General features: G+C 73.0%; 12 protein-coding genes. 8 read left to right on the forward strand and 4 right to left on the reverse strand.

The genetic code is table 11. From position 1 onward, the window contains the following. The first annotated feature begins 22 nt into the window (after positions 1-22). Positions 23-1,951: a gamma-glutamyltransferase gene (gene ggt, locus PKC53_RS03705; protein ID WP_324426440.1), complete on the forward strand. Its 1,929-nt coding sequence runs from the start codon at positions 23-25 to the stop codon at positions 1,949-1,951. Between the two features lie 48 nt (positions 1,952-1,999). On the opposite strand, the gene PKC53_RS03710 is transcribed toward ggt, so the two are convergent. The 4 genes from PKC53_RS03710 to glgC form a co-directional block, all read right to left on the reverse strand. Further along, positions 2,000-3,340, reverse strand: a complete 1,341-nt coding sequence (locus PKC53_RS03710) for a glutamine synthetase family protein (RefSeq protein ID WP_324426443.1) — start codon at positions 3,338-3,340, stop codon at positions 2,000-2,002. A 73-nt stretch (positions 3,341-3,413) separates the two neighbouring features. Next, positions 3,414-4,817 carry a phenylacetate--CoA ligase family protein gene (locus tag PKC53_RS03715; protein ID WP_324426445.1) on the reverse strand — a complete coding sequence of 468 codons (1,404 nt, stop codon included), beginning with the start codon at positions 4,815-4,817 and terminating at the stop codon, positions 3,414-3,416. 26 nt (positions 4,818-4,843) lie between these two features. Continuing rightward, positions 4,844-5,335 (reverse strand): universal stress protein, encoded by a 492-nt coding sequence (locus tag PKC53_RS03720; protein ID WP_324426510.1) that lies wholly within the window; start codon positions 5,333-5,335, stop codon positions 4,844-4,846. A 27-nt stretch (positions 5,336-5,362) separates the two neighbouring features. Continuing rightward, complete coding sequence (glgC, locus tag PKC53_RS03725; RefSeq protein ID WP_324426447.1) at positions 5,363-6,685, reverse strand: glucose-1-phosphate adenylyltransferase; 1,323 nt, start codon at positions 6,683-6,685, stop codon at positions 5,363-5,365. Positions 6,686-6,953: 268 nt separating this feature from the next. Between glgC and PKC53_RS03730 the strand changes: the two genes are divergently transcribed. The 7 genes from PKC53_RS03730 (at position 6,954) to PKC53_RS03760 (ending at position 17,068) form a co-directional block, all read left to right on the forward strand. Beyond that, positions 6,954-9,632 (forward strand): bifunctional acetate--CoA ligase family protein/GNAT family N-acetyltransferase, encoded by a 2,679-nt coding sequence (locus PKC53_RS03730; protein ID WP_324426449.1) that lies wholly within the window; start codon positions 6,954-6,956, stop codon positions 9,630-9,632. After that, positions 9,632-10,357 (forward strand): ABC transporter ATP-binding protein, encoded by a 726-nt coding sequence (locus PKC53_RS03735; RefSeq protein WP_324426451.1) that lies wholly within the window; start codon positions 9,632-9,634, stop codon positions 10,355-10,357. Before PKC53_RS03730 ends, PKC53_RS03735 begins: the two co-directional genes overlap by 1 nt. A 7-nt stretch (positions 10,358-10,364) precedes the next feature. Continuing rightward, positions 10,365-12,734, forward strand: a complete 2,370-nt coding sequence (locus PKC53_RS03740; protein WP_324426453.1) for an ABC transporter permease — start codon at positions 10,365-10,367, stop codon at positions 12,732-12,734. Beyond that, positions 12,731-13,957, forward strand: a complete 1,227-nt coding sequence (locus PKC53_RS03745; protein ID WP_324426455.1) for an HlyD family efflux transporter periplasmic adaptor subunit — start codon at positions 12,731-12,733, stop codon at positions 13,955-13,957. Before PKC53_RS03740 ends, PKC53_RS03745 begins: the two co-directional genes overlap by 4 nt. Before the next feature lie 169 nt (positions 13,958-14,126). Next, complete coding sequence (locus PKC53_RS03750; protein ID WP_324426457.1) at positions 14,127-14,918, forward strand: ABC transporter permease subunit; 792 nt, start codon at positions 14,127-14,129, stop codon at positions 14,916-14,918. Between the two features lie 10 nt (positions 14,919-14,928). Beyond that, positions 14,929-15,969 carry an ABC transporter ATP-binding protein gene (locus PKC53_RS03755; RefSeq protein WP_324426459.1) on the forward strand — a complete coding sequence of 347 codons (1,041 nt, stop codon included), beginning with the start codon at positions 14,929-14,931 and terminating at the stop codon, positions 15,967-15,969. A gap of 16 nt (positions 15,970-15,985) precedes the next feature. Further along, positions 15,986-17,068, forward strand: a complete 1,083-nt coding sequence (locus tag PKC53_RS03760) for an extracellular solute-binding protein (protein WP_324426461.1) — start codon at positions 15,986-15,988, stop codon at positions 17,066-17,068. Positions 17,069-17,139: the final 71 nt, after the last annotated feature.

A 17,139-nucleotide genomic window follows, 5' to 3' on the forward strand; every position in this document is an offset into this window, starting at 1 on the left:
CCCCTGCCGTGGAGACCCGAAGATGACCCTGCCGAACCCGAACCCGAGCGCACCCCTGTCGCGCCTCGCGCTGGCTGCGCTGCTCGCCTGCGGGCCACTGGCCTGGAGCGACGCCGCGGCGCGCAACGAGACGCCCGGCGTCGAGTCGTCGGTGGTGCTGCCCCCGCAGTCCCAGGGCAAGCCGCCGTCGTGGGCCGGCAAGGCGTTCCGCCAGGGTGTGGTGTCCGTCGCCAACCCCTATGGCGCCGAGGCCGGCGCGAAGATCCTCGAGCAGGGCGGCAACGCGATCGACGCCGCGGTTGCGATCGCCTACGCGCTGAACGTCGTCGAGCCGCAGTCGGCCGGCATCGGCGGCGGCGGCTTCATGATGATCCACCTCGCGAAGAGCGGCCGCACGGTGATCATCGACAGCCGCGAGAAGGCGCCCGCCGGCGCGACGCCGGACATGTTCGTCGGCGTGCCCAGCGCCTCGCTGCAGGGCGTCGCGGTCGGCGTGCCGGGCATGGTGCGCGGCACCGAGACGGCGCTGCGCGACTACGGCACGATGGGCTTCGCGCAGGTGCTGCAGCCGGCGATCGAACTCGCCGACCAGGGTTTCGCCGCGACGCCGCGCTTCGTCTCGAGCACGGCCTGCGCCAACCCCGCCAGCCGCGCGCGCAACTCGCCCGAGTCGTCGGAGTACTTCTGCCCGGGCGGGCAGTCGCGCGAGGTCGGCTCGCTGGTGACGAACAAGCCGCTGGCCGAGACCTTCCGGCTGATCGCGCAACACGGCGCCGACTGCTTCTACAAGGTCGACCTGGCCAAGGGCTGCGACATCGCGCTCGGCGTCGTCGAGGGCCAGACCTGGAGCCGGCCGCAGGCGCCGAACGGCAAGGGCGGCAGCATGACGCTGGCCGACCTCGAGGCCTACGACGCCGCGCTGCGCGAACCGGTCGAGGGCACCTACCGCGGCTGGCGCATCAAGTCGATGCCCTCGCCGTCGTCGGGCGCGCTGACGGTGCTGCAGGTGCTGAAGATGCTCGAACGCTTCCCGATCGGCGACGCCGGCGCCGGCTTCGGCTTCGCCTCGCCGTGGACCGCGAACGTGATGGCCGACGCGATGCGGCTGGCCTTCGCCGACCGCGCGGTGTGGATGGGCGACGCCGACTTCGTGCCGGTGCCGGCCCGCGGGCTGCTGAACCCGACCTACGTCGGGCTGCGCAGCGCGCTGATCACCCCCGGCGTGCGGCTGCTGCCGAGTCCGGCGCCGGCCTCCGACCCGCGCGACTACGACTTGGCCGGTGCTGCCGCGCCGCTGCGCCTGGCGGTGTCCAACCCCGAGACCGGGCCCGAGAACGGCACCACGCACTTCTCGGTGGTCGACAAGGCAGGCAACGTCGTCTCGTACACGAACACCATCGAGTCCGGCTACGGCATCGGCGTGTTCGCCGGCTACAGGCGCCCCGACGGCAGCTTCCGCAACCACGGCTTCCTGCTCAACAACGAGCTGACCGACTTCAACACCAACCCGCTGACCTCGGTCAACCCGTTCACCGGCGGGCCCGGCTTCAACGACGTGCAGCCGGGCAAGCGCCCGCGCAGCAGCATGGCGCCGACGATGCTGTTCGCGCCCGACGGCAAGCCGGTGCTGGCCTACGGCTCGCCGGGCGGCGCGACGATCATCAACTCGGTGATCAACGTGACGATGAACCTGGTCGACCACGGGATGACGCTGCAGCAGGCGATCGACGCGCCGCGGCTGTCGGTCACCGGCGCCGGCAGCGCGATCTCGGTCGACCCCTGGTTCCCGTCGGCCAGCATCGACGCGCTGCGGACGCTCGGCTACACGGTCGGCCTGACCGACATCGGCTCGGTGCAGGCGGTGCTGATCGACCAGCGCACCGGCAAGCAGTACGGCGCCGCCGACGCGCGGCGCGAGGGCACGGTGATCGGGCTGCCGCGGCCGCGTTGACCGGCCGGACGCGGGGCCGCCGGTCGGCGGCCCCGCTGCGCACCGACGTCACACGTTGAGCAGCAGGAAGCGCCTTTCCCAGGGGCTGATGACGTCGAAGTACTCGCGGTACTCGGCGTCCTTGATCGCCGCGTAGGTCTCGACGAAGTGTGTGCCGAACAGCTCGGCGAGCGGCTCGCAGCGGCGCATCTGCTCGATCGCGTCGTCGAGGTGGCGCGGCAGCTGGTGCGGCTGCTCGTAGGCGCTGCCCGACAGCGGCTCGCTCGGCGTGATCTGGCCGACCATGCCGAGGTAGCCGCAGGCCAGCGTCGCCGCGGTGACCAGGTACGGGTTGGTGTCGACGCCGGCCAGGCGGTTCTCGACGCGGCGCGACTGCGGGTCCGAGCGCGGCACGCGCAAGCCGCAGGTGCGGTTGTCGTAGCCCCAGCTCAGGTTGATCGGCGCGGACGTGAAGCGCGACAGCCGCCGGTACGAGTTGACGTACGGCGCGAAGAACGGTGTGGCCGCCGGCAGGTACCGCTGCAGCCCGCCGATGAAGTGGAAGAACGCCGCCGACGGCTCCCCGTCGGCGCGGCTGAAGATGTTCGCGCCGGTCACCGCGTCGAGCACGCTCTGGTGCAGGTGCATCGCGCTGCCGGGCTGGCCCTGCATCGGCTTGGCCATGAAGGTGGCGTACATCTGGTGGCGGATCGCCACCTCGCGCACCGTGCGCTTGAACAGGAACACCTGGTCGGCCAGCGCCAGCGGGTCGCCGTGGTCCAGGTTGATCTCCATCTGCGCGGTGCCCATCTCGTGGATCAGCGTGTCCAGCGCGATGCCCTCGGCCTCGCACCAGTCGTACAGCACGTCGAAGATGTCGCCGTACTCGCTGACCGAGTCGATCGAGAAGCTCTGCCGCCCTGCCTCGCTGCGCTGCGTGCGCCCCATCGGCGGCTTCAGCGGGATGTCCTCGTCGGGCTCGATCTGCACCAGGTAGAACTCCATCTCCGGCGCGACCACGGGCTTCCAGCCGCGCTGTTCGTACAACCGCAGCACGCTGCGCAGCACGCTGCGCGGCGACAGCTCGACCGGCGTGCCGTCGAAGCGCACGCAGTCGTGAATGATCTGCGCGGTCGGCTCCTTGGCCCAGGGCACCGGGCGCACCGTCGCGGCGTCGGGCAGCAGCCGCATGTCGGGATCGGCGACCGAGGTGTAGTCCTTCTCCGGGTAGTCGCCGGTGACGGTCATCGTCAGCACCGCCTCGGGCAGCCGCAGCCCGGCGGCGGGGTCGTAGCGGTGGCGCGGCACGATCTTGCCGCGCGCCTGGCCCGACATGTCGGGCGTCAGGCACTCGATCTCGGTGATCTGGCGCTCGTCGAGCCAGCGTTGCACGGCGTCGGGGTCGGTCATGGGCGGCGTCGGGGACGGCTGCGATGGGCCGCGATTGTGCGCCGCCGGCCGGCCGCGCGCCGGCCGATGGTGGTCAGCGCGCGGCGATCACGCGCTGCACCTTGCCGCTGCGCCCATGCGCCGGTGCGTGCCCCGTCTCGTCGACGATGGCCAGCCGACGCAGGCCCAGCGCCGCGGCGTAGGCACGCAGCGCGCGGTGGCAGCGCTCGCGCGCCGCAGCGCTGCGCGCGGCGTCGCCGCCCAGGCGCAGCACCAGCGTGCGCGCGTCGCGCTGACGCAGCTGGAAGTCGAACACGCCGGCGTTGTCCTCGAGCACCGTGGTCAGCGCCAGCGGCAGCAGCGTGACGCGCCGGCCGTCGTCGCCGCGCATGCGCAGCGCGTCGTCGCAACGGCCGACGACCTCGGCGGCGGGCAGCGCGCTGCCGCAGGGGCAAGGCGCGTCGTGCCAGCGCAGGCGGTCGCCGAGGTCGTAGCGGATCAGCGGCTGCACATGGTTGGCCAGGTTGGTCAGCAGCGTGGTGTGCGACAGCTGTCCCGGCGGCACCGGGCGGCCGCGCGCGTCGACCGGCTCGAGGATCACCCAGTCGGTGTTCATGTGCATGCGCCCGTGCGCGCACTCCCAGCCGATCGACAGGAACTCGGAGGCGCCGTAGTGGTCGCGCACGGCGCAGCCGAACTGGCGCGTCAACCGCGCGCGCAGCGCGGCGCCGAGCGTCTCGCCGCCGGTGTCGAGCTCGGCGAGGGTCAGGCGCAACGCGCCGGCGTCGACCGCGTCGCCGAGCATCGACGCGGCGGTCGGGTAGGTCGCCAGCACCGCCGGCTGCCAGGCCTGCAGCTCGGCCAGCAGCGCGTCGAGCGGCTGCAGGATCGAGAAACTGCGCAGCGTCGCGCCCAGCCACGGGTTCAGCCGCCGCAGCCGCTGCAGCGACACGTGGCTCGCGAAGTGGCCGCCGGTGGCCACCACCAGCGCCTGGCGCCGCGCCAGGCGCAGCGGGTCGAACCAGCCGCCGGCGGGCGCGCGGGCGCGACGCAGCCACTCGAGTGCGTCATACACCGCCATCGCCTGCGGGTCCTCCACGAACAGCCCCGGCTCGCCGCTCGAGCCCGAGCTCTCCCACACCGTGTAGCGGCCGAGCCACGCGTCTGCGGCGCGGTCGGGGTCGGCGACGAAGGCACGCAGCGTGTCCAGGCGCAGCGCGGGGTCGGTGACCCAGTCGTCGAAACGCTGCATCAGCGCCGGCTTGGTGACCGCCGGCAGCGCCGCCAGCGGCGTGTGCGCGTCGGCGCCGCGGTGCAGTTGCGCGTACAGGCGCGAGCCGCGCCGCGCCGCGTCGAGCAGCGCCCGCAGGCGCTGCGCCTGCCGCTGCGCCAGCTCGGCGGCGCTCGCGGTGCCGTCGCGCAGCACCTCGCCCATCGCGCGCGCCGACCGCAGCGCGTCGAACGCCGGCGCGCTGCGTTCGGCGGTCGCTGCACCCATGGTGTCGCCGGCCGCGACGGGTCGGCTCAGTCGCCGTCCCCGGCGTCGCCGGCGTCATCGGCCGGCGCCTCGCCGCCGGCCTCCTCGGCCTCGGTGCGATGCACCACGGTGACCGGCACCGGACTGTCGTGCAACAGCGACTGCGACACCGAGCCGATCAGCACGCTGCGCAGCCCGCCGTGACGTTCGGCGCCGATGATCACCGCGTCGCAGCCGTGGCGCTCGGCGATCTCGACGAGCACGGTGGCCGGCTCGCCGCTGGCGACCTCGGTGTCGTAGTCGGCGCCGGCGGCGTCGAGCAGCGCGGCGGCGCCGGCGAGCAGGTCGGCGCCGGCGCCGCGGCGCACCTCGTCGATGACCTCGGGGTCGTGCGCGGTGACGATCTCGTACAGCGTCGGCGTGGCCTGCACGTTGGCCAGCACGAAGCTGGCGTTCAGGCCTTCGTCGCGCAGGCGCAGCGCGTGGCGCACCGCGTCGAGCGAGGTCGGGGTGCCGTCGACGGGCAGCAGGATCTTCATCAAGGGCGGGGCTCCTGGTCGGGCGGATCAGTTGCGGGCGTGCACGCTCTGGCCGAGCATGTCGAGGCTGATCAGTGTGACACCGCGCGGCGTGACGTGGAACCGCGCGGCGTCGGCGGCGGCGTCGAAGCCGGCGACGAAGCCGTCGGGCAGCCGGCAGTGCTTGTCGACGATGCAGCGGCGCAGCCGCACGCCGCGGCCGACGACGACGTCGGGCAGCACCAGCGAGTCCTCGACGAGGCTGCCGTCGCCGACGCGCACCTTCGAGAACAGCACCGAGCGGCGCACCGTCGCGCCGCTGACGATGCAGCCGCTGGACACCAGCGAACTGACCGCCATGCCGCGGCGGTCGTGGTCGTCGAACACGAACTTCGCCGGCGGCAGCTGCTTCTGCAGGCTGAGGATCGGCCACGCGTCGTCGTACAGGTTCAGCTCGGGCACCACGTGCGTGAGGTCCATGTTCGCCTCGTAGTACGCGTCGAGCGTGCCGACGTCGCGCCAGTACGGCACGTCGCCGACCATGTTCACGCAGCTGTCGGCGAAGCGGTGCGCGTGCACGCGGCCCTGCGCGACCAGGCGCGGGATCAGGTCGCGGCCGAAGTCGTGGCTCGACGTGTCGTCGAGCGCGTCGCGCTGCAGTTCGGCCACCAGCAGTTCGGCGTCGAACAGGTAGATGCCCATGCTGACCAGCGCATGCGTCGGCCGCCCCGGCATCGGCGCGGGCCGCGCCGGCTTCTCGGCGAACTCGACCACGCGCTGTCCGGCGTCGACGGCCATCACGCCGAACTCGCTCGCCGACTCCAGCGGCGCCTCGGTGCAGGCCACGCTGACCGCCGCGCCGCGGCGCATGTGCTCGGTGAGCATCAGCGCGTAGTCCATCTTGTAGACGTGGTCGCCGGCGAGCACCAGCACCAGCCGCGCGCGCGACTCGCGCAGCAGGTCCAGGTTCTGGAACACCGCGTCGGCGGTGCCACGGTACCAGGTCTCGCCCTGCTGCTGCTGCGCAGGCACGACGTCGATGAACTCGCCCAGGCTGATCTCGAGGAAGCCCCAGCCGCGCTCGATGTGGCGGATCAGGCTCTGCGCGCGGTACTGCGTGAGCACCGCGACGCGGCGGATGCCCGAGTTGATGCAGTTCGACAGCGCGAAGTCGATGATCTTCAGCTTGCCGGCGAACGGCACGGCCGGCTTGGCGCGAAAGTCGGTGAGTTGCTTCAGGCGCGAGCCGCGCCCGCCGGCGAGCACCACCGCGAAGGTCTGCTGCGCCAGGTGCGCCGGCAGGTCGTCGCGCGGCGCGCCGCTGCGGCTGCGGTAGTCGAAATCCCCGGAATGCGCACCCTGAGCGACCACGTCGTACCCTCCGCCGGCATCGCCCGGCCTGCGCTGCGCGAGCCGGCGCAGCACCATCAACCTTAGGCCCGGCGCGCCCGTGACACTTGCTCCAGGTCAAGCCGGACCGCGGAACGCGGGGGCGCCGAGGCGTCGGACCACGGGTTGACTGAAGTCAAGTCGATCCTGTTACCGCACTGCAACATCTCGACGCACCGACATCGTCGCGACCGCCACTGCGGCGACACTGCCGGTCTCGCCATCGCGACCACATCCTGCATCGCCCGCCATGAGCATTCGCAACCTCGATTCCCTGTTCGACCCGGCCTCGGTGGCCGTCATCGGCGCGTCGCAACGCCCGGGCAGCGTCGGCGCGACCGTCTGGCGCAACCTGCACGGCAGCTTCCGCGGCGCCCTGTACCCGGTCAACCCCAAGCTCACCGAGCTCGACGGCGTGCCGGTGGCCGCCAGCGTCGCGGCGCTGGCGCACGCGCCCGAGCTGGCGGTGATCTGCACGCCGGCGGCCACGGTGCCGGGGCTGATCGGCGAGCTCGGCGCGCGCGGCACGCGCGCCGCGGTGGTCATCACCGCCGGGCTCGACGCGCAGCAGAAGCAGGCCGTGCTCGACGCCGCGCGCCCGCACCTGCTGCGCGTGCTGGGCCCCAACTGCATCGGGCTGGTGTCGCCGCACATCGGGCTGAACGCCAGCTTCGCGCACCTGGGCGCGTCGCCCGGCGACATCGCCTTCGTCAGCCAGTCGGGCGCGCTGATGACGGCGCTGCTCGACTGGGCGCACGCGCGCCAGATCGGCTTCTCGCATTTCGCCTCGCTCGGCGACAGCGCCGATGTCGACTTCGGCGACATGCTCGACTACCTGGCCAGCGACGCGAAGACGCGCGCGATCCTGATGTACGTCGAGTCGGTCAGCTCGCCGCGCAAGTTCATGTCGGCGGCGCGCGCCGCGGCGCGCAACAAGCCGGTGATCCTGGTGAAGGCCGGGCGTTCGAGCGCGGGCCAGGCCGCGGCGCGCTCGCACACCGGCGCCCTGGCCGGGTCGGACCTGGTTTTCGACGCCGCCGTCTCGCGCGCCGGCATGCTGCGCGTGGACACGCTGCTCGAGCTGTTTCTCGCCGCCGAGACGCTGGCGCGCTTCCGCGGCCGCGTGCTCGGCGCCGACCCCGACGAGCACCTGTCGCGCGTGTTCGTCCTGACCAACGGCGGCGGCGCCGGCGTGATGGCCGCCGACGCCGCGGCGCAGCTCGGGCTGGGGCTGGCGCCGCTGGACGCGGCCACGATCGAGCGCATGGACGCGAAGCTTCCGGCCAACTGGTCGCGCGGCAACCCGGTGGACATCATCGGCGACGCGCCGGCGCAGCGCTACGTCGAAGCGCTGCAGGCGCTGCTCGCCGACCCCGCCGGCGCACCGGTGCTGTTCATCCACGCGCCCACCGCGATCGTGCCGGCCGCGGAGATCGCGCACGCGCTGCTGCCGCTGGCCAAGCGCAACCCGGCGCGGCTGCTCAGCTGCTGGCTCGGCGACACCGCGGTGGTGCAGGCGCGGCGGCTGTTCCGCGACGCCGGCATCCCCAGCTACGACACTCCCGAAGAGGCGGTGCGCGCCTGGCAGATGCTGGTGCAGTACCGCCACCACCAGGCGCAGCTGATCGAGGCGCCGCCGGCGCAGGCCGGCGACGCCGCGGTCGACGTCGCCGCGGCGCGCGCCGTGATCGCCGACGCGCTCGCTGCCGGGCGCGAGATGCTCACCGAGCCCGAGGCCAAGGCGGTGCTCGCGGCGTACCGCATCCCGGTGGTCGAGACGCGCGCCGTGGCTGGCGAGCCCGACGCGGTCGTTGCCGCCGCCGAGGCGATCGGCTGGCCGGTGGCGCTGAAGATCCTGTCGGCGCAGATCTCGCACAAGAGCGACGTCGGCGGCGTCGCGCTGAACCTGGCGACGGCCGACGAACTGCGCGCGGCGCTGGCGTCGATGCTCGAGCGCGTGCGCCGGCTGCGCCCCGACGCGACGATCGACGGCGTGACGGTGCAGGCCATGGTGCGCCGCGGCCACGCGCGCGAGCTGATCGTCGGCGCCAGCGTCGACGAGGTGTTCGGCCCGACGATCCTGTTCGGCGCCGGCGGCACCGCGGTCGAGCTGCTCGCCGACCGCGCGATCGCGCTGCCGCCGCTGAACGTGCCGCTGGCGCGCGCGCTGGTCGACCGCACGCGCGTCGCGCGCATGCTGCAGGGCTTCCGCGACACGCCGGCGGCCGACCGCGACGCGCTGCACCGCGCGCTGGTCGCGGTGTCGCAGCTGGTGGCCGACCACGCCGAGGTCGCCGAACTCGACATCAATCCGCTGCTGGTCGACGAGCAGGGGGTGATCGCGCTGGACGCGCGCGTGCGCGTCGGCGCCAAGACGCCGGGCGGCGCGGCGCGTTTCGCGATCCGCCCGTACCCGGCCGAGCTGGTCGAGACGATCGCGTGGAACGGACGCACGCTGACGCTGCGCCCGATCCGCCCCGAGGACGAGGCGCAGCACCTGGAGTTCCTGCAGCACCTCGCCCCCGAGGACATCCGCATGCGCGTGTTCTACAGCCGGCGCAACATCGAGCGCAGCGAGCTCGCGCGGCTGACGCAGATCGACTACGCGCGCGAGATGGCGTTCGTCGCCACCGCCCCCGACGCCGACGGCAACGAGCAGACGCTGGGCATCGTGCGCGCGGTCGCCGACCCCGACAACGTCGACGCCGAGTTCGGCATCATCGTGCGCTCCGACCTGAAGGGCGCGGGGCTGGGCGAGCGGCTGCTGCACAAGATGATCACCTACCTGCGCGCGCACGGCACGCGCCGGCTGGTGGCCACCGTGCTCGTCGAGAACGTGCGCATGCTCGACCTGGCGCGCACGCTGGGCTTCACCGTCGGCGCCGCGGTGCCCGGCGACGACACGCGCGAGATCCAGCTGATGCTGTGATGGCCGGCACCGCGCCGCACGCCGAGCCGGTCTTCGTCGCACGCGGCCTGACCAAGGTCTACGGCGAAGGCGACACCGCGGTGCACGCGCTGCGCGGCGTCGACCTGGAGATCCGCCGCGGCGAGTTCGTCGTGCTGCTCGGCGCGTCGGGCAGCGGCAAGTCGACGCTGCTGAACATCCTCGGCGGGCTGGACAACGCCAGCGGCGGCGTCGCGCGCTGGCACGACCACGACCTGACGGTGGCCGGCGACGCCGAGTTGACGCGCTACCGGCGCGAGCACGTGGGCTTCGTGTTCCAGTTCTACAACCTGATCCCCAGCCTGACGGCGCGCGAGAACGTCGCGCTGGTCACCGACCTCGCCGACGACCCGATGGAGCCGGCCGACGCGTTGCGCCTGGTCGGCCTGGGCGAGCGGCTCGACCACTTCATCTCGCAGCTGTCGGGCGGCGAACAGCAGCGCGTGGCGATCGCGCGCGCGATCGCCAAGCGCCCCGACGTGCTGCTGTGCGACGAGCCCACCGGCGCGCTCGACTGCGCCACCGGCATCGTCGTGCTGCAGGCCATCGAGCGCGTCAACCGCGAGCTCGGCACGACGACGATCGTGATCACGCACAACGCGCCGATCGCCGGCATCGCCGACCGCGTGCTGCGGCTGGCCGACGGGCGCATCGTCGAGGAGCGGGTCAACGCGCACAAGGTCGCGGCCGAGACGCTGTCGTGGTGAGGGCCCGTTGAAGGCGATCGACATCAAGCTGTGGCGCGACCTCGCGCGGCTGCGCGCGCAGGTGCTGACCATCGCCGTCGTCGTCGCGATCGGCGTGGCCGGGTTCGTCGGCATGTTCTCGGTGCACGCGTCGCTGCAGTCGTCGCGCGACGCCTTCTACCGCGACAACCGCCTCGCCGACGTGTTCGCCGCCGTGAAACGTGCGCCGCTGTCGCTGCGCGAGCGGCTGGCGACGGTCGACGGCGTCGCCGAGGTCAAGCTCGAGGTGCTGTTCGACGCGCAGGTCGACGTCGCCGGCGTCGACGCGCCGGTGACCGGGCGCTTCATCGGGCTGGACCTCGCGCGCGTGCACGCCGGTCGCCAGGGGCTGAACGCGCTGACGCTCAAGAGCGGGCGCTGGCCCGAGGCCGACGGCACGCTCGAGGCGGTGGTCAGCGACCGCTTCGCGGTGGCGCGCGGCCTGTCGCCCGGCGACACGGCGCGCGCGATCCTCAACGGCAAGCTCGAGCGCGTGCGCGTGGTCGGCACCGTGGCCACGCCCGAGTACGTGTTCGCCACGCGCGGCGGCGCGCCCGACGACGCGTACTTCGGCATCTGGTGGATCGACGCCGAGCGCATGGCGCACGCCTTCGACATGGACGGCGCGTTCAACCAGCTCGCGCTGCGGCTGGACGCCGGCGCAACGGCCGACGCGGTGATCGAACGGGTCGACCGCCTGCTCGAGCCCTACGGCGCGATCGGCGCGGTGGCGCGCGACGAGCAGATGTCGGCGCAGATCGTCGACGACGAGCTGGCGCAGCTGAAGGTGATGGGCACGGTGCTGCCGGCGATCTTCCTCGCGGTGGCGATGTTCATCCTCAACGTCGTGCTCAGCCGCCAGGTGGCGACGCAGCGCGGCCAGATCGCGGCGCTGAAGGCGCTGGGCTACGGCGACGGCGCGATCGGCTGGCACTACGTGAAGCTGGCGATCGTCGTCGCCGGCATCGGCGTGGTCGCCGGGCTCGCGCTGAGCGTGGTCATCGGCCGCCTGATGCTGGGGCTGTACGACGAGGTGTTCCGCTTCGGCCGCCTGGCCTACGTGACCACGCCCTGGCTGGTGGGCGTGTCGGCGGTGATCTCGGCGGCGGCCGCGGCGCTCGGCGCCTGGACCGCGATCCGCGCGGTGGTGCGCCTGAAGCCGGCGCAGGCGATGCAGCCGCCGGCGCCGCCGGTGTACCGTCCGACGCTGGTCGAGCGCCTGGGTTTCGGCCGCCACGTCGGCGCCGCCGCGCTGATGGTGATCCGCAACCTCGAGCGCCGGCCGCTGCGCGCCGCGCTGACCGTCACCGGCATCGCGCTGGCGGTGGCGCTGCAGATCTCGGGCGCGTTCTGGCTCGACGCGATCGCGCACATCGTCGACGTGCAGTTCCGCCAGGTGCAGCAGGGCGACGTGCTGGTCGACTTCCACCAGCCGGTGTCGACCACCGTGGTGCGCGAACTGCGGCGACTGCCGGGCGTGATCGACGCCGAGGGCTACCGCATGGAGCCGGTGCGCGTGCGGCTGCGCGGCCGCGCCGAGGACACGCTGCTGTCGGGCTTCGCGCCCGACGCGCAACTGATGCGCGTCGTCGACGAGCAGCGCGGTGCGGTGGCGATGCCGGCGCAGGGCGTGGTGCTGTCGGGGCTGCTGGCGCGTGCGCTCGACGCGCGCGTCGGCGACCGCGTCGAGGTCGAGTTCCGGCTGTGGAACCGCACGCGCGCCGAGGTCGAGGTGGTCGACGTCGTGCACACGATGTTCGGCAAGCAGCTGTACATGGCGCTGGAGGCGATGAACCGGCTGGCGCGTGACGGCGACGGCGTCGCCGACGCGGCGCTGCAGGTCGACCCGCGCCGCATGGGCGAGTTCTGGGCCGCGGTGAAGGCCGCGCCGGCGATCAACGCGGTGTTCGACAAGGCCGGCACGATGGTCGCGTTCGACGAGACGACCTCGCGCAACATGGGCGTGTTCAGCGGCATCCTCACCGTGTTCGCGATCGCGATGGCGGTGGGCATCATCTACAACGCGGCGCGCATCGCGCTGAGCGAGCGCGCCTGGGAGCTGGCCAGCCTGCGCGTGCTGGGCATGACGCGCGGCGAGGTCTCGGTGCTGCTGCTCGCCGAACTCGGCGCCGAGCTGCTGCTGGCGCTGCCGGTGGGTGCGGCGCTGGGCTGGGCGCTGGCGACGCTGCTGATGCGGCTGATGTCGTCGGACAACATCGACTTTCCGGTGGTGATCGAACCGTCGACCTACGCGGTGGCGGCGCTGACGGTGCTCGCGGCGGGCGTGGCCAGCGCGCTGCTGGTGCGCCGCCACGTCGACCGCCTGGACCTGGTCGCGGTGCTGAAGGTGCGCGAATGAATGCGACGATGAAGAAGAACGGCAGGCCCCGCGTCACGCGCTGGGCCGGTGCGGCGGCGCTGGTCGCCGCGGTGGTGGCGCTGGGCTGGTGGGCCTTCGAGCCGCGGCCGCTGCGCGTCGAGACCGCCACCGTCGCGCTCGGGCGCTTCGAGCAGGCGATCGAGGAGGACGGCCGGCTGCGCCTGAAGGAACGCTACCTGGTCGCCGCGCCGACCGCCGCCGAGCTGGCGCGCCCGACGCTCCAGGTCGGCGACGCGGTCGAGGCCGGCCAGGTCGTCGCGACGCTGGTGCCGGTGGCGCCGCAGATGATCGACGTGCGCACGCGCAATGTGCTGCAGCAGCGCGTGGGCAGCGCCGGCGCGGCGCGCAGCGCCGTCGCGGCGCAGGTCGCGCGGCTCGAGACCGCGCTGGTGCAGGCGCGGCTCGAGGCCGACCGCGCACGCCAGCTGGCCAGCGACAACTTCATCGCCGCGTCGGCACGCGACCAGGCGGTGCTCGCGGAGCAGGCGGCGCAGCGCGCGCTCGACGCCGGCCGCGCCGAGCTGCGCGCCGCCGACTTCGCGCTCGCCGAGGCACGCGCCGCGCTCGGCCGCGCCGATCCGACCGCGGCGCCCGCGGCCGGGCGCTGGGACCTGCGGAGCCCGGTGGCCGGGCGCGTCGTGAAGCTGCACCTGGACAGCGCGGCGCCGGTGGCCGTGGGCCAGCCGCTGCTCGAGATCGGCGACACCGGCGCGCTCGAGGCGGTGGTCGACGTGTTGTCGGGCGACGCGCTGCGCATCGCACCCGGGGCGGCGGTGTCGCTGTCGCTGGGCGCCGGCGCGCCGACGCTGCCCGGGCGCGTCGCGCGCATCGAGCCGGTGGCGTTCACCAAGGTCTCGGCGCTGGGCATCGAGGAGCAGCGCGTCAACGTGATCGTCGACCTCGACGCCGACGCCGCGCGCGGCGCGCCGGCGCTGGGCGACGGCTTCCGCGTCGACGCGCGCATCGTCGTCGCGGCGCAGGACCGCGCGCTGCTGGTGCCCAGCGCGGCGCTGGTGCGCGACGGCGCGCGCTGGCGCGTGTTCGTCGTCGAGGGGGGTCGCGCGCGCTCGCGCGAGGTCGCGCTGCGCGAACGCAACGCCGATGCCGCCTGGCTCGACGGCGGCGTGCGCGAAGGCGAGACCGTGCTGCTCTATCCCGGCAGCACGATGCGCGACGGGCAGCGGGTGCGCGCGCGCGACTGACCCCCGCGGCGGGGCGCCGGTGGTCGATCCGACCGGTTTGACCATCGTCAAGGGTGCGTCACGCGGCGATGGCACAGTCGCGCGGTTCGCACGCCGACCACGCCGACAGAAGCACGATGCGCATCGCCCCGATCGCGACACGCTGCCGCCTCCACCGCTGACCGCGACGATGCTGCCGCGCGTCGTGACCGTTCTGTACCTGGCGTACCTCGTCACGCCGATCGCGCTGCTGTTCGTCGGCTCGTTCGGCGACCTGTGGCTCAACACGCTGCTGCCCACCGGCTTCACCGGCCGCTGGTACCGCGAGGTCGCCAACGACCCGAGCTTTCGCCGCGCCTTCGCCGCCAGCCTGCTCGTCGGCGGCGTCACCTGCGCCGCCTGCCTGGCCATCGGCCTGCCGCTGGCGTACGCGGTGTTCCGCGCGCGCAGCCCGCGCATCCGCGCCTTCGCGAGCGCGCTGTACCAGTTGCCGGTGGCGCTGCCGCCGCTGGTGCTGGCGTTCGGCTTCATCCTCGTGTTCTCGTCGGACCAGCTGCCGTGGCTGGGCAGCGTGTGGCTGCTGATCGCCGGCCACATCGTGCTCGGCCTGCCTTACTTCCTGCAGGCCGTCGTGGCCGACATGCAGCGCCTGGGGCTGCACGTGCTCGAGGAGGCGGCCGAATCGCTCGGCAGCAGCGGGGTGCAGCGCTTCTTCCACATCGTGCTGCCGTCGCTGCGGCACTCGATCCTGTCGGGGCTGATCGTCGTCGCGGCGCTGTCGATCGGCGAGTTCCAGTTCTCGAACCTGGTCGCCGGCTTCCTCAACCGCACCTACCCGGTGGTGCTGCTGCAGGCGTTCTACGGGGCCACCGGCTTCGCCTGCGCGGCCACGGTGATCCTGCTGGTGCTGGCGCTCGCCGCATCGGTGGGCGGTGCGCTGTCGACGCAGCGCGCGACGCGCCTCGCGCTGAGGACCCGCTGAGGACCCACCGATGCCCGTGGCCGTCGAACTCGACCGCGTGACCTACCGCTACCCCGGTGGCAAGGCCGGCATCTTCGACCTCACGCTGCAGCTGCAGCAAGGCGAACTGGTGGTTTGCATCGGCCCGTCGGGCTGCGGCAAGACCACGCTGCTCAAGCTCATCGCCGGCTTCTTCCGCCCCGAGTCGGGCGTGGTGCGGCTGGGCGGGCAGGACATGACGCACACCAGCGTGGCCTCGCGTGGCTGCGGCATCGTGTTCCAGTCGTACGCGCTGTTCCCGCACATGCGCGTGTGGGAGAACGTCGCGTACCCGCTGCGCGTGCGCGGCATCGACGTCGCGCAGCGCCGCCGCCGCGCCGACGAGATGCTCGAGATGGTGGGCTTGGCCGGCATGGCCGAGCGGCTGCCGGCGCAGCTGTCGGGCGGACAGCAGCAGCGCGTCGCGCTGGCGCGCGCGCTGGCCTTCGAGCCGAAGGCGCTGCTGCTCGACGAACCGCTGTCGGCGCTCGACGCCGCCACGCGCGTGGCGATGCGCGACGAGGTGCGTCGCATCCAGAAGATGCAGAACATCGCCGCGCTGCTGATCACACACGACCAGGACGAGGCGCTGTCGCTGGCCGACCGCATCGCGGTGCTGAAGGACGGCCGGCTGGTGCAGTGCGACACGCCGGCGGCGATCTACGACCGCCCGGTCGACGGCTTCGTCGCCGGCTTCGTCGGCCGCGCCAACGTGCTCGAAGGCCGCGCCGCCGGCCCCGAGCACGGCGACTTCGCGCTCGGGCGGCTGCGCACACCGCCGCACGGGCTGCGCGACGGCGCGCCGCTGAAGGCGCTGATCCGTCCCGAACGGCTCGAGCCGCTGGCCGACGGCGCCGGCGACGACACCAACGTGTTCGAGGTGCGCGTGCTGAAGGATCGCTTCTTCGGCGCCACGCGGCAGCTCGACCTGTCCATCGGCGAGGCGGTGCTCAAGCTCGAGACCACCTCGCGCGCGGCGCTGTCGCGGGTGCGCATCCCGGTGGCGGCGGTTCAGTTCCTGTCCAACCCCTGAAGCGAAGGAGATCGTGATGAGCACGCGCAGACATGTGCTGGTGGCCGGTGCGCTGGCCGCCGTGGGCGCACCGTTGTGGGCGCAGCAGAACGTGACCAACTCGCCCGAGCTGTACCCGGGCGAAAAGGCGCTGTACGAGGCGGCGCGCAAGGAAGGCATGGTCGTCAGCTTCGACACCGGGCCGACCTGGGCCAACTGGGCGGCGCAGTTCCGCGCCTTCAAGAACCGCTACCCCGAGGTCGAGATCGTCTACAACGACCTCGGCTCGGCGGCCACCGTGGTCGCGCTCGACAAGGCGCGCAACCGCCCGCAGGCCGACACCGCGTACTACTTCGCCGCCTCGGCGGTCGACGCCGCCGACAAGGGGCTGGTCGCGCCGTTCAAGCCGGTCAACTTCGACAAGCTGCCCGACGTGTTCCGCCACCCCGAGGGGCGCTGGTTCACGATCCACTCGCTGACCATCGCCTTCATCGTCAACACCAAGCTGGTGAAGAACGTGCCGCAGTCGTGGGCCGACCTGCTCAAGCCCGAGTACAAGAACACCGTCGTCTACCTCGACCCGCGCTCGACCGGCGTCGGCCAGGTGCTGACCTTCGCCGCCAACTTCGGCAACGGCGGCGACATGAACAACGTCAAGCCCGGGCTCGACTACCTGGGCCGGCTGCACCAGGCCGGCAACGTGCTGCGCGTTCTCGGCACCACGCCGTACGCGCAGTTCGTCAAGGGCGAGATCCCGATCTGGATCTCGTACGAGAACGACGGCCTGAAGGCGAAGTACACCGACGGCCTCGGCGACGCGGTCGCCGTGGTGATCCCGAAGGAGGCGTCGGCGGCGGCGCCGTACGGCATCAGCCTGGTCGACAAGGGGCCGAACCCGAATGCCGGCAAGCTGTGGCTGAACTTCGTGATGAGCGACTTCGGCCAGGGCATCTTCGCCGAGGGCTTCGTGCGCCCGAGCGTGCCCGGCGTCGCGCTGCCGGCCAGCGTGGCCGACAAGATGCCGGCCGCGCCGCAGGTGCGCCCGCTCGACGTGCGCGCCGCGGCGGCGAAGAAGGCCGAGATCGACCAGGGGTACGTCACGGCCACCGGGGTGCGATGAGCCCGCCCCCGAAGCGGACGGCGGCCGCCTACCCCACGGGTCGGGCAGGAGCCCTGGCGGACCCCGTGCCG

The sequence above is a fragment of the Azohydromonas sp. genome (genome assembly GCF_035325925.1).
Taxonomy (GTDB): domain Bacteria; phylum Pseudomonadota; class Gammaproteobacteria; order Burkholderiales; family Burkholderiaceae_C; genus Calidifontimicrobium.

Excerpts from the sequence above, each read along its gene's own strand:
- ggt (WP_324426440.1), top strand. The coding sequence starts at position 23 with ATGACCCTGCCGAACCCGAACCCGAGCGCACCCCTGTCGCGCCTCGCG.
- PKC53_RS03710 (WP_324426443.1), bottom strand. The coding sequence starts at position 3,340 with ATGACCGACCCCGACGCCGTGCAACGCTGGCTCGACGAGCGCCAGATC.
- PKC53_RS03715 (WP_324426445.1), bottom strand. The coding sequence starts at position 4,817 with ATGGGTGCAGCGACCGCCGAACGCAGCGCGCCGGCGTTCGACGCGCTG.
- PKC53_RS03720 (WP_324426510.1), bottom strand. The coding sequence starts at position 5,335 with ATGAAGATCCTGCTGCCCGTCGACGGCACCCCGACCTCGCTCGACGCG.
- PKC53_RS03730 (WP_324426449.1), top strand. The coding sequence starts at position 6,954 with ATGAGCATTCGCAACCTCGATTCCCTGTTCGACCCGGCCTCGGTGGCC.
- PKC53_RS03735 (WP_324426451.1), top strand. The coding sequence starts at position 9,632 with ATGGCCGGCACCGCGCCGCACGCCGAGCCGGTCTTCGTCGCACGCGGC.
- PKC53_RS03745 (WP_324426455.1), top strand. The coding sequence starts at position 12,731 with ATGAATGCGACGATGAAGAAGAACGGCAGGCCCCGCGTCACGCGCTGG.
- PKC53_RS03750 (WP_324426457.1), top strand. The coding sequence starts at position 14,127 with ATGCTGCCGCGCGTCGTGACCGTTCTGTACCTGGCGTACCTCGTCACG.
- PKC53_RS03755 (WP_324426459.1), top strand. The coding sequence starts at position 14,929 with ATGCCCGTGGCCGTCGAACTCGACCGCGTGACCTACCGCTACCCCGGT.
- PKC53_RS03760 (WP_324426461.1), top strand. The coding sequence starts at position 15,986 with ATGAGCACGCGCAGACATGTGCTGGTGGCCGGTGCGCTGGCCGCCGTG.